Origin of the sequence: Streptomyces sp. OZ13, from assembly GCF_052068155.1 — a bacterium.
GTDB lineage: Bacteria > Actinomycetota > Actinomycetes > Streptomycetales > Streptomycetaceae > Streptomyces.
Genome location: NZ_JBQHCZ010000013.1, coordinates 200,949 through 226,370 on the forward strand (window position 1 = coordinate 200,949; position 25,422 = coordinate 226,370).

The following is a 25,422-nucleotide window of genomic DNA, read 5'->3' on the forward strand; positions in this document are numbered from 1 at the left end:
GGATCACCGTCAGTGATCGGCGTCAACACGTCGCCCGTGGCAGGCGATTCGGGCCGATGCGCCGGCCGGCCGCCTGTTTCCCACAGCTCTTCCCGCACTCGAGCAGCGAGGGATCGCGGAATGTCAGTGGCTCCCACACCACACCGGACACGTACGTCACGGCGTTCCCCCGTGCCTCTTCCGCTGACCGCGCTGCTGGCGGCCGCCCTGGCCGGTGGAGCGGTCGTCGTGGCCGCTCCCGCCTCCGCCCGCGCATGGGTGGCCGCGACGGTCTGCGTCGCCTGGCTGGGCGTCGCCGCCGGCACCGCGTCGGCGACGCTGCGCCGGCACCGGGGCGCGAACGACGCCGCGAGCGGCGAACTGCGCACGCTCCAGGCCCGGTCGGCGCAGCTCGCCGCCGAATCGGCGCACCTGCTCAACGTCACCGTCCCCTCCGTCGTGAAGCGGCTGCGCGACGGCGCCACCGTCGAGGACACCCTGAACGGCACACCGCGTCCGAAGGACGCGCAACTACGGCGCCTGCTCGAGGCCTTCGCCGGCGAGGTAGGCGCGGCGGAACACCGCGCACGGGCCTCCGCGGCGAACTGCGCTGCGGCAGTGCGGCAGTTGGCACTTGCCGCGGACGGCGTCGACCGGATGACGACGGTCGCCCTGCCGGCCGCGGTGGCGCATCTGCGCACCGGCGCGTCGGCAGACACGGTGATGGCGGGCCTGGACCGGCCCGTGGACTCCCGGCTGCGGGTGCTGCTCGAGACGACCGTGCGGGAGCTGGCGCTCAGCGAGCGACGCGCCGCGGCCGCCCAGGGCGCGAGCGCGAAGGCCCTCAGCCGGGTGCAGGCGAAGGCCGTGACCATGCTCGCGGATCTCCGTGAGATGCAGGACCGGCACGGCGAGGAGGTCTTCGGCGACCTGCTGAAGCTCGACCACAACGCCTCCCAGCTCGGCCTGATGACCGACCGGCTGGCGCTCCTCATGGGCGGCCGGGCCAGCCGCGCCTGGAACAAGCCGATCCCCATGGAATCCGTCCTGCGCGGCGCGGTCGGGCGCATCGCCGCGTACCAGCGGGTGCGGCTGCACTCCTCCAGCACGGCCGCCGTCGCCGGTTTCGCCGCCGAGGGCGTGATGCACCTGCTCGCCGAACTGATGGACAACGCGGCGAACTTCTCCCCGCCGGTCGACGAGGTCCACGTCTATGTCGAGGAGCGGACGGCGGGCCTGGTCGTCACCATCGAGGACAGCGGCCTGAGGATGTCGGACGCGGCGATGCGGCGGGCCGAGGAAGCGGTGTCCGGCAGGATCACCGACCTCGCCACACTTCAGGGCACCCGGCTCGGGCTGGCAGTGGTCGGCAGGCTGGCCGTGAAGTACCGCATGAGCGTCAGCTTCCGGCCGTCGTCGCGCGGCGGTACGGGTGTGGTGGTGCTGCTGCCGCCGCAGCTGCTCGCGCAGCCGCGCAGCGGCCTGCCGGAGCAGGCGGCGACCGGGCACGTGACCCCGGCCCACGGCATCACGGTCCCCCTGCCCGACGCCCCCACGACATCCGGGGCAGGCACGACGGGAACGACTTCGTGGGACAGCGCGGCGGCGACCCCCGCAGGCGGGGAGGGCACCGTCGGAACGACCTCCTGGGACAGCACCGCAGCAGCCACCACGTCCGGGCCGGGCACGGTCGATACGTGGCAGGCCACGGCATCGACCCCCGCGACCGAGCCCGAGACCACCGGAGCGACCACCTGGGACAGCACGGCAACAACCACAACACCCGGGCCGGACACGGTCGGAACGACTTCGTGGGACAGCACGGCAGCGACCACAGCAACCGAGCCCGACACCACCGCAACAAGCTCCTGGGACGGCACCGCAGTAACCACAACAGCCGGGACCGGCACGGCCGGAGCGACCCCGTGGGAAGGCACGGCCGGGATCACGTCGGCTGCGGGCGCGGGCGGCGGCAGCGTGCCCGTCCCGCCGCAGGGTGTGCGGCGGGTGGCGACGCCCGGCGGGCTGCCGGTGCGGCCGGCGGGCCGCACGATGGCGGCGGCGGACCGCGGCCGCGACCCCGGCACGGGCCTTTCGGAGGGCTACGCCGGGACCGGCCGTGACGCGGGCACCCAGTTCGACGCGTTCCACCGCTCCCGCCGTCCCGGGAACTCCGGGTCCCCCGCCGCGGAAACGGGCCTGTCGTTCCCGCCCGGGCCGCCCACGCACACGGACCCGCACGGCGGTCCCCCCGAAGAGACGTCCGGCCCGTAGCGCCGCCGCAGCGGCGCCGTCCGTACCCGTCCCGTACACCGGAACACCGGAACCGACAGGAGGCACAGGCCGACACCCGGTCCTCACCGGACGCCCGGCCCACCCCGATCATGCAGACCACCGACACCAGTCTCACCTGGCTCCTGGAAGGCCTGCTGGAGCGCACACCCGGCACCCGGCACGCCCTCGTACTTTCGCGCGACGGGCTGAAGCTCTGCTGGACCAGGCATCTCACCCGTGACCAGGCCGATCAGCTGGCCGCGATCTGCTCCGGCATCCAGGCCCTCGCCCAGGGCGCGTCGATCGAGTTCGGCAGCGGCACCGGCGGTGTCCGGCACTCGATGACCGAGTTCCACGGCGGCCTGCTGTTCATCGTCGAGGCGGGCGCCGGCGCGCACCTCGCAGTCGTCGCGGCGGACGGCGCCGACCCGGGCATGGTCGGCCACCGGATGACCGAGCTGGTCGAACAGATCGGCGACCGTCTGCGGGCGGCGCCGCGGCTGCCGGCCCAGGACAGTCCCCGCTCATGATTCGGCGTCCCGTCGACATCGGTGAACCGGACCGGCTCTACACCGTCACCGGCGGACGCAGCCGTGCCGACGACGACTCGTTCGACCTGGTCACGTTGATCGTCGGCGAATGCGAACCGTGCCCCGGCATGCAGTCGGAGCACGTACGGATCCTCGAACTGTGCCGCGCCCCCACGGCGGTCGTGGAGGTCTCGGCCGCGCTGCGGCTGCCCGTGACGGTCGTCCGGATCCTCCTGGGCGACCTGCTGGTCACGGGCCGCGTCACCGCCCGCCATCCGCCGGTCGACCGCTTCCGCGGCTCGCTGCCCGACTCCGACCTCTTGAAGGAGGTGCTCGATGGACTCCGCAACCTCTGAGCTCCCCGGCCTGACGCCGTTGGGCAGGGATTCGGAGAGCGGCCTCAAGATCGTGATCCTGGGCGGCTTCGGTGTCGGCAAGACGACGCTCGTCCGGTCCGTGAGCGAGATCCGCCCGCTGAACACGGAGGAGGTGATGACACAGGCCGGCGTCGGCATCGACGAGACCGCGGGAGTGGCGACGAAGAAGACGACCACCACCGTGGCCTTCGACTTCGGCCGGATCAGCCTCAACGACCGCATGGTCCTCTACCTGTTCGGCGCACCTGGGCAGGAACGCTTCTGGTTCCTGTGGGACCGGCTGTTCGCCGGCACGCTCGGCGCGGTCGTCCTCGTCGACACCCGGCGCATGAGCGACTCCTGGTACGCCATCGACCGGCTCGAGCACCGCGGCACTCCGTTCGTCGTGGCGGTCAACCGGTTCGACGACGACCCGTCCGTCTACTCCCTGACCGAGATCCGCCAGGCCCTGGCGCTCGACCCGCACGTCCCGCTGGTCGAGTGCGACGCGCGGATCCGCTCCTCCGGCAAGCACGTCCTGCTCAGCCTCGCCGACCACCTCCATGAACTGGCCACGGCCCGGGAGACGACACCATGAACGACCCCATCGGCACCACGGCACGCGCGCCGCACCCGCCCGGCTGCCCCGCCCACGAGGAGGCGGTCCGGCTCCGCGGCCACGCGTTCCAGCAGGACCCGGCGGAGCTGTACCGGTCCCTGCGCGGCCGTTACGGCTCCGTCGCGCCGGTCCTGCTGGAGGGGGACGTTCCGGTGTGGCTGGTCCTCGGCTACAGCGAGGTCACGTACGTCACCTCCCACGACGAGCTCTTCGCCCGCGACTCACGGCGCTGGAACCAGTGGGGGGCCGTTCCGGCCGACTGGCCGCTGCTGCCGTTCGTCGGGCATCAGCCGTCCGTGCTCTTCACCGAGGGAACGGAGCACCAGCGGCGCGCCGGGGTCGTCACGGAAGCGCTGGAGGCCGTCGACCAGTTCGAACTCGCCCAGTGGTGCCGCGAGATCGCCGAACTGCTCATCAACGCGTTCGCCGGCAGCGGGCAGGCGGACCTGACGACGGCCTACGCGCATGCCCTTCCGATGCGCGCCGCCGTGCGGATGTGCGGGATGCCGGCCCACGGGGCGGACACCGAAGGCCTGGTACAGGACCTGCGGATCTCGTTGGACGCGGCGGAGAACGACGATCCGGTCGCCGCGTACGCCCGCGTCCAGGAACGCATCCAGCGGCTGGTGGAGGACAAGCGCCGCGCGCCCGGGCCCGACGTCGCCTCCCGGATGCTGGCGCACCCGGCCGCCCTGACGGACGAGGAGGCCGTACAGGACCTGGTCGTGGTCCTCGCCGCGGCCCAGCAGCCGACGGCCGGCTGGATCTGCAACACGCTGCGGCTGCTGCTGACCGACGACCGCTTCGCGCTGAACGTGTCGGGTGGCCGGCTCAGTGTGGGCCAGGCGCTCAACGAGGTGCTGTGGCTGGACACCCCGACGCAGAACGTCATCGGCCGCTGGGCGGTGCGCGACACCACGCTCGGCGGCCGCCGGATCCGGGCCGGCGACTGCCTGGTGCTGGGGCTCGCGGCCGCCAACACCGATCCGCGGATCTGGCCGGAGGAGCACATCGGCGCCGAGAACTCGGCGCACCTGTCCTTCGGCCACGGCGAGCACCGGTGCCCTTATCCGGCACCGATGCTCGCCGATGTGATCGCCCGTACCGCGGTGGAGACGCTGCTGGAGCGGCTGCCGGACGTGGTCCTCGCCGTGGGGCCGGACGAACTGGCCTGGCGGCCGTCGGTCTGGATGCGGGGACTGGCCTCGTTGCCGGTGAGCTTCACACCGGTCGTGGCCCTCGGGGAGTACGGGAGCGGGAATCAGCGGTAGAGGAGCGGTCCCCCGCCGACCTGCGGCGGCCCGCTTCCCGTTCGGCTCACCGCGCCCCTGGAGGAGCGGCGGCGGCGCGGGGCTGGAGATCCAGCCACGGCCGGCGACCCGGTCCGGTCGGGTGCGTACCCGTGACGCCCATGACCACCGAGTAGAGGCTGGTCTCCGCGGCGATGAAGAGACGGTTGCGCTTGGCTCCGCCCCAGGCGATGTTGGCGACCGCCTCGGGGACGTCGAGCCGCCCGATCAGCGTGCCGTCGGGGTCGTAGCAGTGCACTCCGTCGTCCATCGCCGCGGCCCAGAGCCGGCCGGCGTCGTCGAAGCGGAGGTTGTCGAAGCGGGCGTTCCGCCGGGCCCCCGCCTCGGCGAAGATCTCGCCGTCCGACAGGGTGCCGTCCTCGCGTACGTCGAAGACCCGGATGCATCCTGCCCGGGTGTCGGAGACGAAGAGCTGCCGCTCGTCGGCCGAGAAGACGAGACCGTTCGGGGCGCCGAAGCAGTCGGCGGCCAGCCGCACTTCACCGGAATCGGGATCGACGCGGTAGACGTTGTTGGAGCCGATCTCGCTCTCGGCGCGATGGCCCTCGTAGTCGCTGGTGATACCGAAGTCCGGGTCGGAGAACCAGATCGACCCGTCGGACTTCACCGCCGCGTCGTTCGGGCTGTTCAGGCGCTTCCCCTGCCAGCGGTCGGCCAGCACCGTGACGGTGCCGTCGTGCTCGGTCCGCGTCACCCGGCGGTTGCCCTGCTCACAGGTGACCAGCCGGCCCTGCCGGTCGAGGGTGTTGCCGTTGGTGTGCCCTGCGGTGCGGCGGAAGACGCTGACGGCGCCCGTCTCCTCGTCCCAGCGCAGCATCCGGTCGTTGGGGATGTCGCTCCAGACCACCTGCCGCCAGGCGGGCAGGTAGATCGGCCCCTCGGCCCAGCGGCAGCCGCTGTACAGGACCTCCGGGCCGTCATCGCCGTTCATGCAACGCCCGGTCCGGAACCGGTCGTCGAACATCTCGTACAGCGCGGGGCGCTCACTGGCCATGCGCACACTCCCCTTCAGATGCTGAATCTCATTCAGTCTAGAAGGGAGATTGCATGATGAAATATGGACACCGCAAGGTGAATCCGAACGGAGAGTTGTGGATCACACCTCGTCCGCAAGGAGCCGGCCGTACGGTGCCCTTCGGTGGGCCGGCGGTTCAGCCGGCCACCGGGGTGAAGCGCACGGGCAGGGACCTCGGCCCGCGGGTGAACACGCCCTGCTCACGGGGGACGAAGCCGTCGGCGAGGCGCAGGTCCGACATGGCGTCCAGCAGTTGGCCGACTCCGGCCCTGACCTCGGCCCTGGCGAGCAGCGCGCCCACACAGAAGTGCCGGCCGAGCGCGAAGGCCAGATGGTCGGCGGCCGCGGAGAACGCGGTCGTCGCGGTGAGGTCGTCGCGGAAGATGTCGAAGCGGTCGGGGTCGCGGTACCGCTCGCCGTCGCGGTTGGCCGCGCCGATCAGACAGGTCACCGTGGCACCCGCGGGGATGGTGCCGCCGCTGACGGTGACCTCCGCGGCGGTCTGCCGCATGATCATATGGACGGGGGGTGTGAAGCGCAGCGTCTCGGCGAGGGCGCGGTCGATCAGGCTCCGGTCCTCGCGTACCGCGGCCAACTGGTCCGGGTGGACCAGCAGATTGGCGAACATGCCGGCGATGGCCTTGTCGGTGGTCTCACCGCCTGCCGCGAGCAGCAGGCTGCAGAACGCCTTGATGTCCTCATCGCTCATGCGCACGCCGTCCACCTCCGCCGCGCAGAGCGTGGAGAGCAGGTCCTCGCCCAGGTTCTCGCGGCGCTCCTGGATGATCGGGATCATGTACTCGGCGAACTCGACGCGGGTCCGCTCACCGGCCGCGGCGATGTCGGGGTCCCTGGCGAGATTGCCGAAGTAGGCGACGACGGACGTGTACCAGCCGTGGAAGCGGTCGTGGTCCGCCTTGTCCAGACCCAGCATGTCGGCGATGACATTGACGGGGAACCGGGTGGCGAAGGAGTCGACGAGATCGACCTCGCCCTTGTGCCGGAAGGCGTCGATCAGCTCGCGGGCGTTGCTCTCGATGACCGGCAGGAACCTGTCCCTGAGGTCGCTGCCCCGGAAGGCGGGAGCGACGAGCGCCCTGCGCACGGCGTGCTCCCGTCCGCTGAGCTGCACGATCGTCTTTCCGTGGACGGGCTCGAGCTGCCAGTCGTAGTTCTCGGTGGTGAACACCGACTCCTTGTCCTTGAAGGCGCGCTCCACGTCCTCGTAGCGGGAGACCAGATAACTGCCGGTGGGTTCGTGCCAGATCAGCGGGGCGTACTCGCGCATCGCCCGATAGGCGGGGTAGGGGTCGGCGGCGAACTCGGGCGACAGGATGTCCGGGATGTGCTGTGCGGTGGCCATGGGGCTCCCTCGTCAGCAACGGGCAATGCGCGAAAGGCTATTGAGCCGCCGCCGAGGACGACAGACGGCAAGGCGGCGCGCACGGGTGCGCCTCCGCGCGCGAACCCGCGCCCCCTGCCGCACGTCGCGGGATCGAGGGGCTTACGGTGCAGGTAGGCGCGGGACGACCGGTGAGGCACGAGGGAGCAGGCATGACGGAGCGGGCATTGGTTGCGGGTGTGGGCGGCAAGGAGCCCGACGTCGCCCCGGAGGCGTTCACAGCGCCGACGTCGGTCGTGATGGGTGACGTGACCGTCGCCGCGGGGGCGAGCGTCTGGTACCAGACGGTGCTGCGCGGCGACTGCGGGCCGATCGTGATCGGCGCGGGGAGCAACATCCAGGACAACTGCACCGTCCACAGCGACCCCGGCTTCCCCGTCACCGTGGGCGAACGTGTCTCGGTCGGCCACAACGCGATCCTGCACGGCTGCACGGTGGAGGACGACGTCCTCGTCGGCATGGGAGCCACGGTCCTCAACGGGGCGCACATCGGCGCAGGTTCGCTGATCGCGGCACAGGCCCTCGTACCGCAGGGCATGCGGGTGCCGCCCGGCTCCCTGGTGGCGGGGGTGCCCGCGAAGGTGCGGCGGGAACTGACGGAGGAGGAGCAGGAGGGCATCAAGCTCAACGCGGCGGTCTATCTGGACCTGGCCGCCCAGCACCGGGACGCGCACAAGGACTGAGGTCCGAGAGCCCGCCGCGCGGGAGCGGGGCCCGCACAGGCCGAGGCGGCGCGGGGCACACGTCGGGCCGGGTGCGTCACGGCGCGCGAAAGGCCGCCCGGTCACCTCAGGGGTGCCGGGGCGGCCCGGTGCGGTGCGGGACCGCGCTCAGCTGTTGGGGCGCAGGGTCCAGACGATGTGCATCTCGCCGGTCACGGCACCGTCGGCGCGCTGGATGGCGACCGTGACGGGGAACTCGGGGCGCTCCCCCGCGTCCAGTTCCTTGACGACGTCGGCGACGGGGCGGCCGAGCGTCGCGGTCGCCGTGAGGACACCCTTGGCGAGCTTCTTGTAGCTGGTCTCCGCCTTCACCGGAAGCGGCACCGAGCGGCTCAGCTGGTCACCGAACGCGGCCAGGACGACGGCGCCGCTCGCCGACTCGGCGAGGGTGAACATCGCGCCGGCGTGCGGCCCGCCGACATGGTTGTGGTACTCGGGCTGGTCCGGCAGCCGGAGCACGGCTCGCTCCGCGGTCGTCTCCAGGTACTCGAGATTGAGGGTCTTGACCATGGGGACGGTGGCGGCGAGCAGTTCGCCGATGGACATCTGGTCTGCGCTCATGCCGGGATGTTACCCACGAGTAGGCATTCTTGGCCATCCCCGGCGGGCCCCGGACGTGGAAGAGCCACGGCCGCACCTCTATGGTTACTGGCCATGTGGCCAGGACAGCAGCCGCCCGGGGGCGAGCAGAACCCGCAGGACCAGAACCCGTACCAGCAGCCGGGGTACCAGCAGCCGAATCCGTATCAGCAGCCGGGATACCAGCAACCGGGGTACCAGCAGCCCAATCCGTACCAGCAGCCGACCGTGCCGCAGTACGCCGTGCCCGGCCAGACGCCGGGAGCACCGCAGCCGGCGGGTGACGACAAGAAGAAGACGACGATCATCGCGATCGTGGCGGCCACCGCGGTCGTCGCGACCGCGGTCGTGACCGGCATCGTCGTACTGCCGGACGACGAGAAGTCGTCGGGCAAGAGCGGCGACGTCGCCGCCTCGAAGCCGGCCGACCCGAACGCCTCTGACAAGCCGAAGGGCTCCGAGGAGCCGGCCCCGGCGCCGACGGGCAACCCGCGCGGCGGCGAGGCCAAGCCCACCATCGCGGGCTGGAAGGTCGTCACCAACCCCAAGCACGGCACCCAGTTCGACGTGCCGGCGGAGTGGGAGGTGGCGAGCTCCGGCATGGCCACCGGATTCGAGGACGAGAAGAAGGGCGACGGCTCGCCCGTCGTCATGATGTCCGCGCCCGCCCACTTCAAGAGCAAGTGGTGCCTCTTCGACTCCGACAAGGACGGCAGCGAAGAGGACTACGGGCTCGCCAGCACCGGCACCAAGGGCGGCAAGGGCGCCAAGAGCACCGCGGAGGCCGCCTACAACGAGGCCGGCAACTGGGCCTGGGCCGCCTACGCCCAGACCGATCCCAAGGGAACCGTCAAGGTGACCAAGGCCGTGGACTACACGACGAAGTCGGGCCTCAAGGGCAGCCTCTCCACCGCCACGGCCAACGGCGTGAAGAAGGACAACAAGTGCGAGACCGACGGTAAGTCGATCGCGTTCAGCTTCAAGAACACCAAGGGCGACTTCACGAGCTGGGTGCTGTACTCCAACACCGGAGTGCCGGACGAGGTGCCCGACGCCACGATCCAGCAGATCCTCAGCACCGTACGGCTGGCCGGCAGCTCGGGCTGAACCGCTGACCGGCTTCCACGGGCAGCGGCCCAACAAGTCGTTTGGCAAGTCCGGGCGGCACCAGGGATAGTCCTCCGGTGACATCTCCCGCTGCCGCGCCACGCCGCACATCGCGCCGCCCCGAGTGGGCGGGCCGCAACTACACACTGCTGACCGCCGCCGCGATCATCACCAACCTGGGAAGCCATGGTGCGCTGATCGCGGCGGCGTTCGCGGTGCTTCAGGCGGGCGGCGACGGCGGGGACGTCGGTCTGGTGGCCGCTGCCCGCACCCTCCCGCTGGTGCTGTTCCTGCTCATCGGCGGCGCGATCGCCGACCGGCTTCCGCGACACCGGGTGATGGTCGCGGCCAACGCCCTCAACTGCGTCTCGCAGGCGCTGTTCGCCTTCGTCGTACTGTCCGGCGAACCGCAGCTGTGGCAGATGATGCTGCTGACCGCGCTGTGCGGCACCGGCCAGGCGTTCTTCAACCCCGCCGCAGAAGGCATGCTGATGTCCAGCGTCAGCGGCGAGCAGGCGAGCCGGGCCTTCGCACTGTTCCGGATGGCCATGCACGGCGCGGCCATCGGCGGGGCCGCGCTCGGCGGGGCGATGATCGCCGCGATCGGACCGGGCTGGGTCCTCGCCGTGGACGCCGCGGCCTTCGCGGTCGCGGGCGCGCTGCGGGCGTTCCTGGACGTGAGCCACATCAGGCCCCGGGAAGCGGGCGGCGGGCTGCTCGCCGACCTGCGCGACGGTTGGAAGGAGTTCGTCGCCAGACCGTGGCTGTGGGCGATCGTGGCCCAGTTCTCGGTGGTCGTCGCCGTCGTGGGCGCGGCCGAGTCCGTCTACGGGCCGCTGGTCGCCAGGGACGAACTCGGCGGCGCGGCGCCCTGGGGCGTGGCACTCGCGGCGTTCGGAGTGGGCACGCTCGGCGGGGCACTGCTGATGATGCGGTGGAAACCGCGACGGCTGCTGCTCGCCGGGACACTGTGCGTCTTCCCGCTCGCGGCGCCGTCCGCGGCCCTCGCTGTGCCGCTCCAGGTGGAGGGCCTCGCGGTGGTGATGTTCGTCAGCGGCGTGGCGATCGAGGTGTTCGGTGTCGCCTGGATGACCGCGCTGCACCAGGAGATCCCCGAGGACATGCTCTCCCGGGTCTCCGCCTACGACTGGTTCGGCTCGGTCGCGATGCTGCCGCTCGCCACGGCGCTCGCCGGCCCGGCGGAATCCCTCTTCGGGCGGCGGGCGTCCCTGCTGGGCTGCGCGGCGCTGGTGGTGGTCGTGACGGCGGCGGTGCTGTTCGTGCCGGACGTGCGGAACCTGAGGCGGCGGGGGGCGACGGTCGCGGCGGGTGGGCCGTCGGCGCCGACGCTGTCGAAGGAAGCGGCGCCGCAGGCGTAGGGGGCGGGCGCGTGACGCCTGCGGCGGGCCGTTCCCCACCCCGCCCCTTTCCCGTAACCGGGGCAAGCCCCGGACCCGCCCGCACTCCGCGCGGTGTCCTCGAACGCCGGACGGGCTGACTTTGTCAGCCCCGCCGGCGATTGAGGCGCGGGGGTGCGGGGGCACCGCGCGGAGTGCGGTGGCGGGTCCGGGCGGAGCCCGGTTTCGGGAAGGGGCGGGTAGGGGCACAGGCCCCGCGCAGCGGCACGTCACCCCACCGTGAACGCTCCGTCCGGCGGCTCCGGCGACCGTACCGCCGTCGTGTCGTCCACCGGCCCCGCGTCGCCCCGCAGCCGCGCGAGCGCCGCCCCCTGCTCGACCCGCGCCGGGAACGCGTCGGATGCCGTCCGCCGTGACAGCGGCGCCGTGTCGATCGGCGACTGTGAGGCGAGGAGCACCGCGTTGCCGAAGCGGCGCCCCCGCAGTACGGACGGTTCCGCGATCAGGGCGAGCTCGGTGAACACCTCCGCGAAGGTGGCCAGTTGGGAGCGGAGGAAGGTGAACGGCGCGCCGTCGGCGAGGTTGGCGGCGTAGACACCGCCCGGCCGGAGCACCCGTTCCGCGGCCCTCGCGTACTCGACCGTGGTCAGGTGCGCCGGGACCCGGGAGCCGCCGAAGACGTCCGCCACCACCATGTCCATGGAGTCCGCCGCCGCCCCCTCGACCCACTTCCGCGCGTCGTCCCGGTGGACGGTGACGCCGGACCCCTCGGGCAGCGGCAGATGCTCGGCGACCAGGGCGACGAGCCCGGCGTCGTACTCGACCACGTCCTGACGGGAGCCGGGCCGTGTCGCGGCGATGTAGCGCGGCAGGGTGAGGGCGCCGCCGCCGAGGTGCAGTACGGAGAGCGGTGTGCCCTCGTCGGCCACGCAGTCGACGACGTGGCCGAGCCGGCGCAGGTACTCGAACTCGAGGTGCGTGGGATCGTCCAGGTCGACGTACGACTGCGGGGCGCCGTCGACGGTCAGCAGCCAGGCCCGCTCATGGTCCACGTCGGGCATCAGCTTGGCGGTGCCGCCGTCGACGGCGCGCAGGACGGGGATCGGCTCGTTCACCGGACCATTGTCCCCGTCCTGCCGCCCCCGGTTTCAAAGCACGGTCGTCACCGTGCCCGCGCCGACCGTGCGGCCGCCCTCGCGGATGGCGAAGCCGAGCCCCGGCTCGAGCGGGACGTCCCGGCCGAGCTCGACGGTCAGCGCGACCGTCTCGCCGGGCCGGGCCACGCCCGCCGCGCCGAGGTCGATGTCGCCGACGACGTCCGCGGTGCGGATGTAGAACTGCGGCCGGTAGCCGGTGGAGACGGGTGTGGTCCGTCCGCCCTCACGGGCCGACAGCACGTACACCTGCGCGGTGAAACGCCGGCTCGGTACGACGCTTCCGGGCGCGGCGACGACGTGACCGCGCCGGACCCGGTCGCGGTGGAGGCCGCGCAGCAGCAGTGCCACGTTGTCCCCCGCCTCCGCCGACTCCATCGGCTTGCCGAAGGTCTCCAGTCCTGTCACCACGCTCTCGGTGTCCGCGCCGAGCACCTGCACGCGGTCGCCGACCCGTACGGTGCCCCGCTCGACGGCCCCGGTGACGACGGTCCCGCGCCCCGTGATGGTGAGCACGTTCTCCACGGGCAGCAGGAACGGCGCGTCGGTGTACCTGACGGGCATCGGCACGTAGGTGTCGACGGCGTCGAGCAGTGCCTCCACGGCGGCCGTCCAGCGCGGGTCGCCCTCGAGCGCCCGCAGCCCGGAGACGCGCACGACCGGCGCCGCGTCGCCGCCGTACCCGTGTGCGGTCAGCAGTTCCCGGACCTCCAGCTCGACGAGGTCGGTCAGCTCGTCGTCGCCCGCGTCGGCCTTGTTGATGGCGACGACGATGTGGTCGACGCCCACCTGGCGGGCGAGCAGGACGTGCTCCGCGGTCTGCGGCATGACGCCGTCGAGCGCCGAGACGACGAGGATCGCCCCGTCCAGCTGGGCGGCGCCGGTGACCATGTTCTTGACGTAGTCGGCATGGCCCGGCATGTCCACGTGGGCGTAGTGGCGGGTGTCGGTCTCGTACTCGACGTGCGCGATGTTGATGGTGATGCCCCGCGCGGCCTCCTCGGGCGCCCGGTCGATCCTGTCGAAGGGCACGAACGTGCCGCTCCCCCGCTCGCTGAGCACTTTCGTGATGGCGGCGGTCAGGGTGGTCTTGCCGTGGTCGACGTGGCCCATGGTGCCGATGTTGAGGTGCGGCTTGGTCCGCACGTATGCCGTCTTGGGCATGGCGCGATGGTTCCTTCCCGGAACTCGAAGTGTGGGACCCCTGGGCCTGGCCGACCCTCCCCCTGCGGGGTCCGCCGGACGATCCGGGAAGGGTCAGCTTCGGGCGCCGCCGAGGGGCGCTGCGGCAGCATCGGCTGCGGGGAGAACGGCAGCCTTCGGCGCGTCCGCGAATGCGGACCGCGCTGCGAGGAAGGCGTACCGGAACATGGGTGAATGATCGCCCGGTGCGGGTGCGGCCGTCGAACGGTTTTCCCGGCACGGGCGCCCGCCACAAGCAGTGCGATCAGCCGGCAGCGGCGCCCGTCAGAGGTGCTTGAGCGCCTCGCGGACGGACAGCGGCGACAGGCGGTCGCGGGCGCCGTCGACGAACTGCCGTACGGCGTCGGGGTCGGTCCTGGCGTACTCGCGCAGCGCCCAGCCGATCGCCTTGCGGACGAAGAAGTCCGGGTGACCGGCCCGGCGGAGGCTGTGGTCGAACAGCCTGGCGCTGTCCGTCGCGGCCCGGAAGCGCAGTTGGTGCAGGAGTGCCGTGCGCACCACCCACATGTCCTCGTCTTCGATCCATTCGTCCATCACTTCACCGAGCACCGGATCGGCTGCCACCAGGGGCCCGACGACATGGGCGGCGAGCGTGTCGACGGTGTCCCACCAGGGCACGGTGGTGACGAGCCGGCGTGCCACGGGCAGGAAGCCGGAGGAGCAGCGGCCGGCGTGACGGCGGAGATAGTCGGCGGCGAAGTAGTGGTACTCCCGCTCGGGCAGTTCCCAGCAGCGCAGCGCCACGGCCGTGCAGTCGGCCTCGTCGGGCCGGGGCGTGCCGGCGAGGACCGTGCGGGACAGCTTTCTCCGTTCGGGCGTGGGGATCCCGAGGAACGGGGCGACGCCCTTCATGTACGCGGCGGCCTTGACGGCGCGGTCGGCGTCCCCCGCGGCCGGGTACACGACGACGAGCCGGGCCATGACGGTGTCGGCGAGATCGCTTCGCGGTACGACGTGCGTCATACGGCACACAATAAGGCGATCACGGGCGGCTGTCGGTTAGTCTCCCCGGATGCTCGACCCCGTCCCCAGGCCGGCATCCGGTCTCGCCTTCCGCTGCTCCAGGGCCCTGTTCTCGCCCTGGTCGCGGCTGTCCCTTCTCGCGGTGGTGCTGGCCTCCGCGGCGGTGACGGTCCTGCTCTACGAGCCGCAGCGGCTGCTCTCGGCGGGCTGGCCGCCGCAGTTGGGCGGGCCGGCGGCCGTGGTGCTGTTCGGCGTCGGGTACGGGGTGTGCACGGCGGCGTTCGTGCCGCGGCCCATCCTCAATCTGGCGGCGGGGGCGCTGTTCGGCTCGCAGGCCGGGCTCGCGGCGGCGCTCGCCGGCACGGTGCTGGGGGCCGGAATCGCCTTCACGCTGGGCCGGTTGCTCGGTCAGGAAGCGCTCCGGCCGCTGCTGCGTGGCCGCTGGCTGAAGGCCGCCGACGGTCAGCTCAGCCGGCACGGTTTCCGTTCGATGCTGGCGATCCGGCTGTTCCCGGGTGTGCCGTTCGCCGCCGCCAACTACTGCGCGGCCGTGTCCCGCATGGGCTATGTGCCCTTTCTCCTCGCGACCGGTCTGGGCTCGATCCCCAACACGGCGGCGTACGTCGTCGCCGGCAGCCGGGCGGGTTCGCCCACGTCGCCGGCCTTCCTGATCGCGATGGGCTTCATCGTGGTGACGGGCCTGGCCGCGGCAGCGGTCGCCTGGACCAAGCGCCACCGCCTGCGCGGCACCGAAAGCCGGGGCACCGACGGCACCGAAGGCCGCACGGCCGAATCCCGAGTAGTCGACACTGCCGAAGCCCACGGTGCCGAAGGTCCCGGCACCGACAGCCGCGTCGCCCAAGGCACCGAACGCATCAGCGGCGTAGGAGTCCCCGGCCGCTGACGCACGCGCGCCGGGACGCCGCCGGCCGGCCGACCGTCGGCGTGTTCGGACCCGCGCGTGACGGGCGCGGGCGGGTACGTCTGCCGACTCCGCGGCGGGGGCTGCGGCAAGCGCTTCATTTTGGGGCGCTACGCTGCCACCCGGCGCCGGCCCGATGACGTACGTGAGTCGTATCTCACGGGTCATGTGCCTTCGCGCGCGCCTGACAGACCGTGATCAGCTCTTGGGTGGCGTAGCTTTCATGTCTTGGTTCGAATCATTCATCCTCGGGCTCGTCCAGGGGCTGACGGAGTTTCTTCCCATCTCCTCCAGCGCGCATCTCCGGCTCACCGCCGCGTTCGCGGGCTGGCACGACCCGGGGGCCGCGTTCACCGCGATCACCCAGATCGGCACGGAGACGGCCGTCCTCATCTACTTCCGCAAGGACATCGCGAGGATCGTGTCCGCGTGGTTCCGCTCGCTCACCGACAAGGCGATGCGCAGCGACCACGACGCGCAGATGGGCTGGCTCGTGATCGTCGGCTCCATCCCGATCGGTGTGCTCGGCGTCACGCTGAAGGACCAGATCGAGGGGCCGTTCCGCGATCTGCGGCTCATCGCCACGACCCTGATCGTGATGGGCATCGTCCTCGGCTTCGCGGACCGGCTCGCCGCCCGCGACGAGGCCGGCGGCCGGCACCGGGTGGTCAAGGAGCGCAAGACGCTGAAGGACCTGAGCGTCCGCGACGGTCTGATCTACGGCGTCTGCCAGGCGATGGCGCTGATCCCGGGCGTCTCCCGCTCCGGCGCCACGATCAGCGGCGGTCTGCTGATGGGCTACACCCGTGAGGCGGCGGCCCGTTACTCGTTCCTGCTGGCGATCCCCGCCGTACTCGCCTCGGGACTGTTCGAGTTGAAGGACGCGGGCGAGGGCGGCCATGTGTCCTGGGGGCCGACGATCTTCGCGACGATCATCGCCTTCGGTGTGGGCTACGCGGTGATCGCCTGGTTCATGAAATTCATCACTACCAAGAGCTTCATGCCGTTCGTGATCTACCGGATTCTGCTCGGAATCCTGCTGTACATCCTGGTGGGGACGGATGTGCTGAGCCCGCACGCGGGTGAGTCGGCGGGCTGAGCGAGCAGTTCGCGGGGAAGACGGACGCCGGGCGAAGGCCGTAACCTGGCAAACATGTCCGCCTTTCCCCGCGAGTCCGAATCCGAAACCTTGTTGTCCGCATCCGAGCTGAACGCACGGATCCGAGAGCTGTGGGCCGACGGCGCACTCCCCGAGGACCGGCGTCCGGAGTACGAGGCACTGGTGGTGGAGTGGGCCGCTGCGGCACGCGAGGACGTACAGCGCGCCGCGTAGCGCACAGCGGGCGGCAGCCGCGCCCCGTGAGGCCGCGGCCCGCCCACGCCGCGCGTGACCGGGCAGCCGCCCTCCCCCGCTCGGCTAGCCTGAGTGCACGATGAACCGTCTGACCACCCCATGGGGCGCGTACGAGCTCGCCCGCTTCCCCGAGGACCCGCGCGACACGCTCCGCGCCTGGGACGCCGCCGACGAGTACCTGCTGCGCCATCTGCACGGCATCGACGACGCGCCACCGACGGACCTGTCCGGCACGGTGGCCGTCGTCGGCGACCGGTGGGGCGCCCTGGTCACCTCCCTCGCCGCCCACGGGACGGGCGAGACCGTCCAGATCACCGATTCGTTCCTCGGCCAGGAGGCGACCCGCGGCAATCTGCGCCGAGCCGGCGTCGAGCCGGGCGCGGTGAGGCTGCTCACCGCGCGGGACGAACCGCCGGAGCACATCGACGTGCTCCTGATCCGCGTGCCGAAGAGCCTCGCGCTGCTCGAGGACCAGCTGCACCGGCTGGCGCCGTCCGTGGACGCGGACACCGTCGTCGTCGGCACGGGCATGGTCACGGAGATCCACACGTCCACGCTGAAGCTGTTCGAGCGCATCCTCGGGCCGACAAGGACGTCACTCGCCGCGAAGAAGGCCCGGCTGATCTTCTGCACCCCCGACCCGGCCCTCCCCCGGCTCCCGAGCCCGTGGCCGCTGCGGTACGCCCTGCCGTCCGACACGGGCGTCCTCGCGGGCCGCACCGTCACCAACCACGCGGGCATCTTCTGCGCGGAACGCCTCGACATCGGCACCCGCTTCTTCCTGCGCCACCTGCCGCGGGGCCGCGGCCCGGCGCGGATCGTGGACCTGGGCTGCGGCAACGGCGTGGTCGGCACGGCGGCCGCGCTGGCCGAGCCCGGCGCCGAGGTGACGTTCGTCGACGAGTCGTACTCCGCCGTGGCCTCGGCGGAGGCCACCTTCCACGACAATGTGCCGTCCGGCACAGCGGAGTTCCTCGTCGGCGACGGGCTGTCCGCCCTCCCGGACGCATCGGTGGACCTCGTGCTGAACAACCCGCCGTTCCACTCGCACCGCGCGACGACCGACACGGCGGCCCGGCGGATGTTCGCCGACGCGCGCCGCGCGCTGCGTCCCGGCGGTGAGCTCTGGGTCGTCGGCAACCGGCATCTCGGTTACCACGTGCGGCTGCGGCGGCTGTTCGGCAACTGCGAAGTGGTCGCCGGCGACCCCAAGTTCGTCGTGCTCAAGGCCGTACGGAGCTGATCCTCGGCGGGCCGCTCCGGCCTCGGCCTCCTGCCAACGGCTGTACGGGACACGGGAGATCTCGCGCACACCGCCGAGCGTGCCCACACGCCCCACCGAGCCGGATCGGCGGCGCGAGCCCGGTGACTCCGGGCGTCCCTCCGCCGTGGCCTCCTCGCCGACCGCTTGCATGCACGACCTGCCGAAGACGGCGGTCGAGTCGCAGCGTGCTGCGGGAGTGGAGTGTGGCCGGTTGCCGACGCCGTGCGGGTGACGGGTGCGCACGGCTCTTGGCCTGGCAGGCCGCTTGGCCGACACTGACCCGATGACACAGCGCGTGGATCTCGCGACCGTGATGGACAGGCTTGCCGTCGACGATGTCGTCACCGACTACGCGGTGGCCGTCGACGAGGGCGACTGGGACGCCTACCGTGCGCTGTTCACCGGCGACGGCCGGGCCGACTACCGCGGCTCCGGCGGTATCGAGGGGGCGGCGGCCGAGGTCGCCGAGTGGCTGGCGCGTGCGATGCGGCTCTTTCCCGTCCGCCAGCACCTCATCGTGAACCGGCGGGTGACTTTCCAGGACCTGGACGGGTATCCGGGTGACCGGGCCGAGGTGCGCGCCGACTACCTCAATCCGATGCGGACCGAATCGGGTGACGAGTTCGTGTCGGGCGGTCGCTACGGATTCGTTCTGATCCGCGAGGAGGCCGGCTGGCGGCTGCGGTCCGTGGTGATCGAGGAGAGGTGGCGACGCGGCGGCGGGAAGCCCGGCGAGGCCTGACGCGGCACGGCAGCGGCGCCCGGCGACACCGGGCACCGGAGGGCGGGACCCGGCGACGCCTGACACGACGGAGTCGCGCTGTCGGCAGAGAGACGAGCCACGGCGCGTCGTCGGTGGCGCATGGGGCGGTTGAGGCGCACTGTTCGCCGACGCCGATCTTCGCGCACACTGGTGGTGAACGGCTCGTGGCCCCTCGAGGCCGGACGAGGAGGCGCTGCATGCGGATTCCGGTCGGCAGGCGGGACAGGACGCGGCACGACGGGTGGCACGAGCAGTTTCTCCGTTCGCGGGGATCGCGGGGCGCCGTCGCGTTCGTGACCGGTGCACTGCCCGCGCTCGCCTTTCCGGAACCGTCGCTCTGGTGGTTCGCCTTTCTCGCGCTGGTCCCGTGGATGCTGCTGCTGCGCACCGCGCCCACCGCCCGCCGTGCGGCGTTCGAGGGCTGGCTCGGCGGTGCCGGTTTCATGATGGCCATGCACCACTGGCTGCTGCCGAGCCTCCATGTCTTCCTGCTGGTGCTGGCGGCGCTGCTGGGGCTGTTGTGTGCGCCGTGGGGGGTGCTCGTGCGGGTCATGCTCGGCGGGACGCCTTCGACGGCCCGTGCGGCGGTGGCCGTCGGCGCCGTCCCCGCGGGCTGGCTCATGATCGAACTGGTTCGCTCCTGGGAGGGGCTCGGCGGCCCGTGGGGCCTGCTGGGCGCGAGTCAGTGGGAGGTGTCGCCGGCCCTGCGGCTCGCCTCGGTCGGCGGTGTCTGGCTGGTGAGCCTGCTGGTCGTGGCCGTCAACACGGTGGTCGTGCTGCTCGTGGCGGTCAGGAGCGCCCGTAGGGCCGCTGTGGCGGCGGTCGTCCTCTGCGCGACCGGCGTGACCCTGGTGTGGGCGTGGGCGCCGCAGCCGCGTGAATCCGGCCGGGTGAGGATCGCGGTGGTCCAGCCGGGCGTGGTCGGCGGCATGCTCAGCGCGGAGCGGCGTTTCGACCGCGGCGAGGAGCTGACTCGCGAGTTGAAGGGCCGCGATCCCGATCTGGTGGTCTGGGGCGAGAGCAGCGTCGGCGCGGACCTGCGGGCGCGGCCCGATCTGGCCGAGCGCCTGGCCGCCCTGTCGGGCGAGGTCGGCGTACCGGTGCTGGTCAATGTGGACGCGCGGAGCGAGGACGCCTCGGGTGCGCCGGGGATCTACAAGAGTTCGGTGCTCGTCGGCCCCGACGGCCCGACCGGGGACCGGTACGACAAGATGCGGCTCGTTCCGTTCGGTGAGTACATTCCGGCCCGGTCGGTGCTCGGCTGGGCCACGTCGGTGGGCCGGGCGGCGGGCGAGGACCGGCTGCGGGGGCGTGCCCCGGTGGTGATGACGCTGCCGGACGACGGCACGCGGGCGCCCGGTCCGCGGCTCGGGCCGCTGGTCTGCTTCGAGTCGGCGTTCCCGGACATGAGCAGGCGGCTCACACGGGACGGCGCACAGGTGCTGGTGGCCCAGTCGGCGACCTCGTCGTTCCAGGAGAGCTGGGCCCCCGAGCAGCACGCGTCGCTGGCGGCGCTGCGCGCGGCGGAGAGTGGGCGGCCGATGGTGCACGCCACGCTCACCGGCGTGAGCGCGGTGTACGCGGCGGGCGGCGACCGGGTGGGCGCGCCGCTCTCGACGGAGAGCGCCACGGCGGCGGTCTACGAGGTGCCCTTGGTGTCCGGGAGCACGCTCTACGTCCGGTTCGGCGACTGGCCGGTGTACGCGTCGGTGGTGCTGCTGGCCGTGCTGGCCGCCGTCGGCGGTGTGCGTGCCCTCAGGCGGCCTGCTCGAGGGCCAGGCGGACCACTCGCTCGCACAGCTCGTGAGTCCTCAGCGCGTCCTGTGCGCTGAGGACCTTCCCCGTGCGTACGGAGTCGAGGAAGGAGTGCACGACCTGCTCGATGCCGCGCTGGCGGGCCACCGGCACCCAGTCGCCCCGCCGCCGGACGCTGGGCTGGCCCTTGTGGTCGACGATCTCGGCGAGGTTACGGACCTCGCGCTTGGAGTCCTGGCCCGAGACCTCGAGGATCTCCTCCGTGGAGCCACTCATCCGGTTCATGATGCCGATGGCGGTGAATCCGTCCCCCGACAGCTGGAGGACGACGTGGTGCATCAGGCCGTCGACGATCCGTGCGCGTACGTCGGTGTGCTCGACGGTTCCCGGGAGGAGGAAGCGCAGGGTGTCGACGACGTGGATGAAGTCGTCGAGGACGAGGGTGCGCGGGTCCTCCGGGAGGCCGACGCGGTTCTTCTGCATCAGGATCAGTTCGCGCGGGTGCTCGAGGCACTGCGCGTAGCCGGGGGCGAACCTGCGGTTGAAGCCGACGGCGAGGCTGGTGCCGCGTTCCTCCGCCAGCGCCACCAGCCGCTCGGAGTCGGCCAGTTCGTAGGCGAGCGGCTTGTCGACGTAGGTCGCCACACCCGCTTCGAGGAGCCGGGTGACGATCTCGGCGTGGGCGGAGGTCGACGCGTGGACGAAGGCCGCGTCCAGTCCCTGTGCGAGGAGGGAGTCCAGGTCGGTGTGGCACCGCTCGGCGGGGATGTGGTGGGTCTCCGCCGTCCGGGCAAGGGTGGCCGGCGTGCGGGTCTGCAGGTGCAGTTCCACCCCGGGCAGGGTGGTGAGCACCGGCAGGTACGCCTTCCGCGCGATGTCGCCGAGCCCGATGCAGCCGACCTTCACGGGGTTCCCCCTCACATGCCCGGCCGGCTCACCGCCGTGCCGGTTGTTCTTCGTGCGCGCCTGGCTCTCCGTGCGCGTCCTGTGCTCCGGCAGCATACGTGCGCCGTGGGGGCTGCCAGTCGGCGATGCCGTCGAAGGTCCGCAGCACCAGGCCGGGGCCGAGACGGGAGACGGTGGACATGAGGGCGTCGCGGACGGCGACGGCTGGTGCGCCGCGCAGCGACATCAGCCGGGCGACCTGGGCCGACTTCCGGACGATCGCCGTGGTGCGGGGCTGCCGCTCGGCGCTGTAGGCGGCGAGTCCGGCGCCGAGGTCGAGGCCGGTGGCCGTGTGGTGGGCGAGGACGATCGCGTCCTCGATGGCCTGGTTGCCGCCCTGGCCGAGCGTCGGGGCCATGGCGTGCGCGGCGTCGCCGAGGAGCACGGTGCGGCCGCGGTGGAAGGCGGGCAGCGGCCGGATCATGTGGTGGACGTCGTTGCGGAGCACGCCCTCGGGTGCGGCGGCGGCGATGACGCCCGGGACGGGGTCGTGCCAGTCGCCGAACCGGCGCAGCAACTCGGCCTTCTCGCCGTCGGGCGCCTTGCCTCCCTGCGGGGCGACGGCGGCCGCGTAGGCGTAGATCCGGCCGTCCTTGAGGGGCTGGGTGCCCCACAGGGAGCCGGGGCCCCAGGTCTCGTGCGGCGCGAAGGGCTGCTCCGGCGCGGGTACGACCACGCGCCAGGTCGTCATCCCTGAGTACGCGGGCCCCGGGTGGTCGGGGAAGAGGGCGCCGCGCACGGCGGAGTGGATGCCGTCGGCGCCGATGACGAGGTCCGCCTCGATGTCGCCTTCGGGTGTGGTCACCAGGGCCGGGCGGCCGCCGGCGGTCCCCGCGTCGGCCAGTTCGCCGGGGCAGCCGGTGCGGACGGTGCCCTCGGGCAGCCTGCGGGCGATCCGGTCGATCAGGGTGGCGCGATGGACGAGCACGAGGGGTCCGCCGAACCGTTCCGCGGCGGCGGAGCTGTCGGTGCGGGACAGCCAGCGGCCGGCGGGGGTCCGCATGCCGCCGGGGCCCTGCCAGGCGGCCAGGCCGCGGATCTCGTCGCCGAGTCCGATGACGTCCAGTGCGCGCTGGGAGTTGGGGGCGAGTCCGATGCCCGCGCCGACGGGCTCGAGGGACGCGGCCCTTTCCAGGACGGTGACTTGCCAGCCGTGCTGCCGCAGGGCGACGGCCGCGGTGAGGCCGCCGAGCCCACTGCCGACGACGACTGCGTGAGCGGCTTTACGCGGTACGGGCATGGCTGCTCCTCCACTCGGTTACTACACCTGTAGTGCCACGGCCCACGCTACTACATCTGTAGTTCCGGCGGTAGATTGACCGCATGGCCGCAAGCACCGCCCCGCCCGGCGCCCCACGGGCAGAACTCATCGCCGACACCGCTCTCGCACTCCTCGCCGAGCGCGGGATGCGCGGGCTCACCCACCGCGCCGTGGACGAGGCGGCGGGGCTGCCGCAGGGCTCGACCTCCAACCACGCCCGCACCCGCCAGGCGCTGCTCGAGGCGGCGGTACGCCGGCTGGCGGACCGCGAGGCGGCCGTCCTCACCGTGGAGGAGATGCCGTCCGCGCTCGGCGGCAGGGCCGACCTGCTGGACGCCATGGCGCTCGCCCTGCACCGCTATCTCACCGGCCACCCCGAACTGCTCGTCGCCCGCTACGAACTGGCCCTGGAGGCCACCCGGCGCCCGGAACTGCGCGAGTTCTACGACCGGACGGGCAGCCGCTTCCGCGCCCCGCTCAACGCGCTGATGGCCGAAGCGGGTTCACCCGAGCCGGAACGCCACGCCCTGTCCCTCGTCGCATGGTGCGAGGGGCTGATGTTCGCCTGCGCCGTCGGCTCGTACCACGCGGCGGTCCCGAGCCTGGAAGAACTGCGCAAGGGTTTCCAGGAGTTGTTGCGCGGCCTGCTCGGCACGCAAGCCGGACCGAGCGAATAACTCCTGGCCGCGCGGCGGGAGGTGACGCAGGATGATCGCCATGACCACAGACACACGTACCGAGCCGTCCACCACCGCCGGCGAACGCGCCATGCTGGAAGGCTTCTTGGACTACCACCGCGAGACCCTGATCATGAAATGCGCCGGTCTGGACGACGCACAGCTGCGGACGGCCTCGCTGGCGCCTTCGGAGCTCACCCTGCTGGGGCTCGTGCGCCACCTCGCCGAGGTCGAGCGCTACTGGTTCCGCGAGATCATGGACGACGAGGACCTCCCCGACCTGTACTCCACGGAGGAGGACCGGGACGGGGACTTCCATGTCACCGAACAGGACACCTGGGCCGAGGCGAACACGACCTGGCTCACCCAGGTCGCCGACGCCCGCAAGGTCACCGCGGCGCATGAACTCGACGACCTGTCGGTGTCCCGCAGCCGCGGCGGCGAGGCGTTCAGCCTGCGCTGGATCCTCACCCACATGATCGAGGAGTACGCGCGCCACAACGGCCACGCCGACCTGCTGCGCGAGCACATCGACGGCGCCACGGGCGAGTGACCGGGCGAGGGCGGCAACCGGCTCAGCCGGCCCCCAGGGTGCGCTCCAGGCGGTCGATGGCGGCCCGCACCCCGCGGCCGTAACCGTCGTCCGCCAAGGCGTCCGTGGACGCGCGTGCCCGCTCCAGATGGGCGCGCGCGTCCTCGGGGCGGTGCAGCTTGACGTAATCCGCCGCCAGGTTCAGATGGAGCGAGGGGTACAGGGCCCGGACCGCCAGTGTCTGGTGCCGGGCGAGCCGTTCGTCGCTCAGCCCGTCGGCCGCCGACAGGGCGCGCAGATCCCAGGCGAGTTCGTCCGCCGGGTCGTCCTGGACGTCCGCCATGCAGTGGGCGAGGGTGCAGCGGTGCAGGGCGTCCCCCTCCTCGCCGATCTCCGACCACAGCAGCGCGAAGCGATTACGCGCCTCCTCGCGGTCGCCCCCGTGCAACAGCATCATCGCCTGCCCGATCCGGGTCATGACGATGTCCTGCGACGCCTCCTGCTGCTCCATCACTGTGGGCCTCCTCGTCCGCGGCGAAGTGCTGCTTGAGGACACCGACGCTAACCGCCGCCGGGGCCGATGCCGCACAGGCTCGGGCTGCGGCCCGAGCCTGTCAGCCGGGTGCGCCGATTCAGCCGATGTCGGGAATGCGCCAGTCGATGGGGTCGTGGCCCTGCGCCGCGACCGCCTCGTTGATCTGGGTGAACGGACGGGAGCCGAAGAACTTCTTCGCGGACAGCGGTGAGGGATGCGCCCCCTTCACCACGGCATGCCGCTCCTCGTCGATGAGCGGCAGCTTCTTCTGCGCGTAGTTGCCCCACAGGACGAAGACGGCCGGGTCCGGCCGGGAGGCCACCGCACGGATCACCGCGTCGGTCACCTTCTCCCAGCCTTTGCCCTTGTGGGAATTGGCCTCGCCGGCCCGGACGGTCAGCACCGCGTTGAGCAGCAGCACGCCCTGGCGTGCCCACGGCATCAGATAGCCGTTGTCCGGGACCGGATGGCCGAGCTCGCTCTGCATCTCCTTGTAGATGTTGCGCAGGGACGGCGGGGTCTTGACGCCCGGCCGCACGGAGAAGCAGAGACCGTGCCCCTGGCCCTCGCCGTGGTACGGGTCCTGACCGAGGATGAGCACCTTCACCCGCTCGTACGGCGTGGCCTCCAGCGCGGCGAACACCTCCGCACTCGGCGGATACACCGGCCCGTTGGCCCGCTCCTTCTCGACGAACTCGGTGAGCTCCCTGAAGTACGGCTTCTGCAGCTCTTCGCCGAGGACGCCGCGCCAGGACTCGGGCAGCATGTCGGTGTCGGTCACGTCAACAACCTCCGTCGATGGGCCGGTTCCGAGATCCCGGAACCGGGATCTCAGAACCTACC

The 25,422-nt window shown here is 72.0% G+C and carries 25 protein-coding genes and 1 pseudogene; 16 read left to right on the forward strand and 10 right to left on the reverse strand.

From position 1 onward, the window contains the following. Positions 1-171 precede the first annotated feature (171 nt). The 5 genes from ACTMTU_RS26540 to ACTMTU_RS26560 all read left to right on the forward strand — a co-directional run bounded on the left by ACTMTU_RS26540 (position 172) and on the right by ACTMTU_RS26560 (position 5,029). Positions 172-2,253, forward strand: coding sequence for an ATP-binding protein (locus ACTMTU_RS26540; RefSeq protein ID WP_441265961.1), 2,082 nt, complete (start codon positions 172-174; stop codon positions 2,251-2,253). A gap of 110 nt (positions 2,254-2,363) precedes the next feature. After that, positions 2,364-2,783 (forward strand): roadblock/LC7 domain-containing protein, encoded by a 420-nt coding sequence (locus ACTMTU_RS26545; protein ID WP_441265962.1) that lies wholly within the window; start codon positions 2,364-2,366, stop codon positions 2,781-2,783. Beyond that, entirely contained in the window at positions 2,780-3,139 is a 360-nt protein-coding gene (locus tag ACTMTU_RS26550; protein ID WP_441265963.1) for a DUF742 domain-containing protein, read from the forward strand. Before ACTMTU_RS26545 ends, ACTMTU_RS26550 begins: the two co-directional genes overlap by 4 nt. After that, positions 3,120-3,737 (forward strand): GTP-binding protein, encoded by a 618-nt coding sequence (locus tag ACTMTU_RS26555; RefSeq protein WP_441265964.1) that lies wholly within the window; start codon positions 3,120-3,122, stop codon positions 3,735-3,737. The genes ACTMTU_RS26550 and ACTMTU_RS26555 overlap by 20 nt, the downstream gene beginning before the upstream one ends. Next, the gene (locus ACTMTU_RS26560) at positions 3,734-5,029 is read left to right on the forward strand and encodes a cytochrome P450 (protein ID WP_441265965.1); all 1,296 of its coding nucleotides are present in this window, start codon (positions 3,734-3,736) and stop codon (positions 5,027-5,029) included. Before ACTMTU_RS26555 ends, ACTMTU_RS26560 begins: the two co-directional genes overlap by 4 nt. A 46-nt stretch (positions 5,030-5,075) precedes the next feature. On the opposite strand, the gene ACTMTU_RS26565 is transcribed toward ACTMTU_RS26560, so the two are convergent. Together ACTMTU_RS26565 and ACTMTU_RS26570 are read right to left on the reverse strand one after the other, a co-directional pair. Further along, a complete protein-coding gene (locus tag ACTMTU_RS26565; protein WP_441265966.1) occupies positions 5,076-6,062 on the reverse strand; it encodes an SMP-30/gluconolactonase/LRE family protein in 987 nt (328 codons plus the stop codon). Between the two features lie 157 nt (positions 6,063-6,219). Then, positions 6,220-7,446, reverse strand: a complete 1,227-nt coding sequence (locus ACTMTU_RS26570) for a cytochrome P450 (RefSeq protein WP_441265967.1) — start codon at positions 7,444-7,446, stop codon at positions 6,220-6,222. A 191-nt stretch (positions 7,447-7,637) separates the two neighbouring features. Between ACTMTU_RS26570 and ACTMTU_RS26575 the strand changes: the two genes are divergently transcribed. Then, the gene (locus ACTMTU_RS26575) at positions 7,638-8,168 is read left to right on the forward strand and encodes a gamma carbonic anhydrase family protein (protein WP_441265968.1); all 531 of its coding nucleotides are present in this window, start codon (positions 7,638-7,640) and stop codon (positions 8,166-8,168) included. A gap of 147 nt (positions 8,169-8,315) precedes the next feature. Here ACTMTU_RS26575 and ACTMTU_RS26580 read toward each other — a convergent pair whose 3' ends face one another. After that, positions 8,316-8,768, reverse strand: coding sequence for a DUF4442 domain-containing protein (locus tag ACTMTU_RS26580; RefSeq protein WP_189470077.1), 453 nt, complete (start codon positions 8,766-8,768; stop codon positions 8,316-8,318). Between the two features lie 93 nt (positions 8,769-8,861). Here ACTMTU_RS26580 and ACTMTU_RS26585 point away from each other — a divergent pair, with 93 nt between their 5' ends. Continuing rightward, a complete protein-coding gene (locus ACTMTU_RS26585; RefSeq protein ID WP_441265969.1) occupies positions 8,862-9,893 on the forward strand; it encodes a hypothetical protein in 1,032 nt (343 codons plus the stop codon). 77 nt (positions 9,894-9,970) lie between these two features. Continuing rightward, positions 9,971-11,272: an MFS transporter gene (locus tag ACTMTU_RS26590; protein WP_441265970.1), complete on the forward strand. Its 1,302-nt coding sequence runs from the start codon at positions 9,971-9,973 to the stop codon at positions 11,270-11,272. A gap of 248 nt (positions 11,273-11,520) precedes the next feature. Here the strand turns inward: ACTMTU_RS26590 and ACTMTU_RS26595 are convergent, their stop codons facing one another. The 3 genes from ACTMTU_RS26595 to ACTMTU_RS26605 all read right to left on the reverse strand — a co-directional run bounded on the left by ACTMTU_RS26595 (position 11,521) and on the right by ACTMTU_RS26605 (position 14,571). Beyond that, positions 11,521-12,366 (reverse strand): spermidine synthase, encoded by an 846-nt coding sequence (locus ACTMTU_RS26595; protein ID WP_441265971.1) that lies wholly within the window; start codon positions 12,364-12,366, stop codon positions 11,521-11,523. 33 nt (positions 12,367-12,399) lie between these two features. Then, positions 12,400-13,569 (reverse strand): elongation factor Tu, encoded by a 1,170-nt coding sequence (tuf, locus tag ACTMTU_RS26600; RefSeq protein WP_441265972.1) that lies wholly within the window; start codon positions 13,567-13,569, stop codon positions 12,400-12,402. A gap of 303 nt (positions 13,570-13,872) precedes the next feature. Next, on the reverse strand, positions 13,873-14,571 hold the full coding sequence (locus tag ACTMTU_RS26605; protein WP_441265973.1) for a DNA alkylation repair protein: 699 nt from the start codon (positions 14,569-14,571) through the stop codon (positions 13,873-13,875). Positions 14,572-14,620: 49 nt separating this feature from the next. On the opposite strand from ACTMTU_RS26605, the pseudogene ACTMTU_RS26610 reads away from it, so the two are divergent. From ACTMTU_RS26610 to lnt, 6 genes and pseudogenes are all read left to right on the forward strand, one after another. Continuing rightward, a pseudogene (locus tag ACTMTU_RS26610) lies at positions 14,621-15,316 on the forward strand (TVP38/TMEM64 family protein); the annotation flags it as partial. A gap of 400 nt (positions 15,317-15,716) precedes the next feature. Further along, positions 15,717-16,592 (forward strand): undecaprenyl-diphosphate phosphatase, encoded by an 876-nt coding sequence (locus ACTMTU_RS26615; protein WP_441265974.1) that lies wholly within the window; start codon positions 15,717-15,719, stop codon positions 16,590-16,592. Between the two features lie 54 nt (positions 16,593-16,646). Beyond that, positions 16,647-16,826 carry a hypothetical protein gene (locus ACTMTU_RS26620; RefSeq protein WP_005320253.1) on the forward strand — a complete coding sequence of 60 codons (180 nt, stop codon included), beginning with the start codon at positions 16,647-16,649 and terminating at the stop codon, positions 16,824-16,826. Between the two features lie 100 nt (positions 16,827-16,926). Continuing rightward, on the forward strand, positions 16,927-18,090 hold the full coding sequence (locus ACTMTU_RS26625) for a methyltransferase (protein ID WP_441265975.1): 1,164 nt from the start codon (positions 16,927-16,929) through the stop codon (positions 18,088-18,090). Positions 18,091-18,394: 304 nt separating this feature from the next. Continuing rightward, entirely contained in the window at positions 18,395-18,853 is a 459-nt protein-coding gene (locus ACTMTU_RS26630; RefSeq protein WP_441265976.1) for a nuclear transport factor 2 family protein, read from the forward strand. Between the two features lie 218 nt (positions 18,854-19,071). Next, on the forward strand, positions 19,072-20,706 hold the full coding sequence (lnt, locus tag ACTMTU_RS26635; protein WP_441265977.1) for an apolipoprotein N-acyltransferase: 1,635 nt from the start codon (positions 19,072-19,074) through the stop codon (positions 20,704-20,706). Here lnt and ACTMTU_RS26640 read toward each other — a convergent pair. Both ACTMTU_RS26640 and ACTMTU_RS26645 read right to left on the reverse strand, forming a co-directional pair. Beyond that, a complete protein-coding gene (locus ACTMTU_RS26640) occupies positions 20,630-21,535 on the reverse strand; it encodes a Gfo/Idh/MocA family protein (RefSeq protein ID WP_441265978.1) in 906 nt (301 codons plus the stop codon). The genes lnt and ACTMTU_RS26640 overlap by 77 nt on opposite strands. Before the next feature lie 28 nt (positions 21,536-21,563). Then, on the reverse strand, positions 21,564-22,814 hold the full coding sequence (locus tag ACTMTU_RS26645) for an FAD-dependent monooxygenase (protein WP_441265979.1): 1,251 nt from the start codon (positions 22,812-22,814) through the stop codon (positions 21,564-21,566). Between the two features lie 83 nt (positions 22,815-22,897). On the opposite strand from ACTMTU_RS26645, the gene ACTMTU_RS26650 reads away from it, so the two are divergent. Then, positions 22,898-23,512, forward strand: coding sequence for a TetR/AcrR family transcriptional regulator (locus ACTMTU_RS26650; protein WP_441265980.1), 615 nt, complete (start codon positions 22,898-22,900; stop codon positions 23,510-23,512). A gap of 31 nt (positions 23,513-23,543) precedes the next feature. Beyond that, positions 23,544-24,065, forward strand: coding sequence for a DinB family protein (locus tag ACTMTU_RS26655; protein WP_441265981.1), 522 nt, complete (start codon positions 23,544-23,546; stop codon positions 24,063-24,065). Between the two features lie 22 nt (positions 24,066-24,087). On the opposite strand, the gene ACTMTU_RS26660 is transcribed toward ACTMTU_RS26655, so the two are convergent. Both ACTMTU_RS26660 and ACTMTU_RS26665 read right to left on the reverse strand, forming a co-directional pair. Beyond that, positions 24,088-24,558 carry a hypothetical protein gene (locus tag ACTMTU_RS26660; protein ID WP_441265982.1) on the reverse strand — a complete coding sequence of 157 codons (471 nt, stop codon included), beginning with the start codon at positions 24,556-24,558 and terminating at the stop codon, positions 24,088-24,090. 118 nt (positions 24,559-24,676) lie between these two features. Then, positions 24,677-25,360, reverse strand: a complete 684-nt coding sequence (locus ACTMTU_RS26665; protein WP_441265983.1) for a uracil-DNA glycosylase — start codon at positions 25,358-25,360, stop codon at positions 24,677-24,679. Positions 25,361-25,422: the final 62 nt, after the last annotated feature.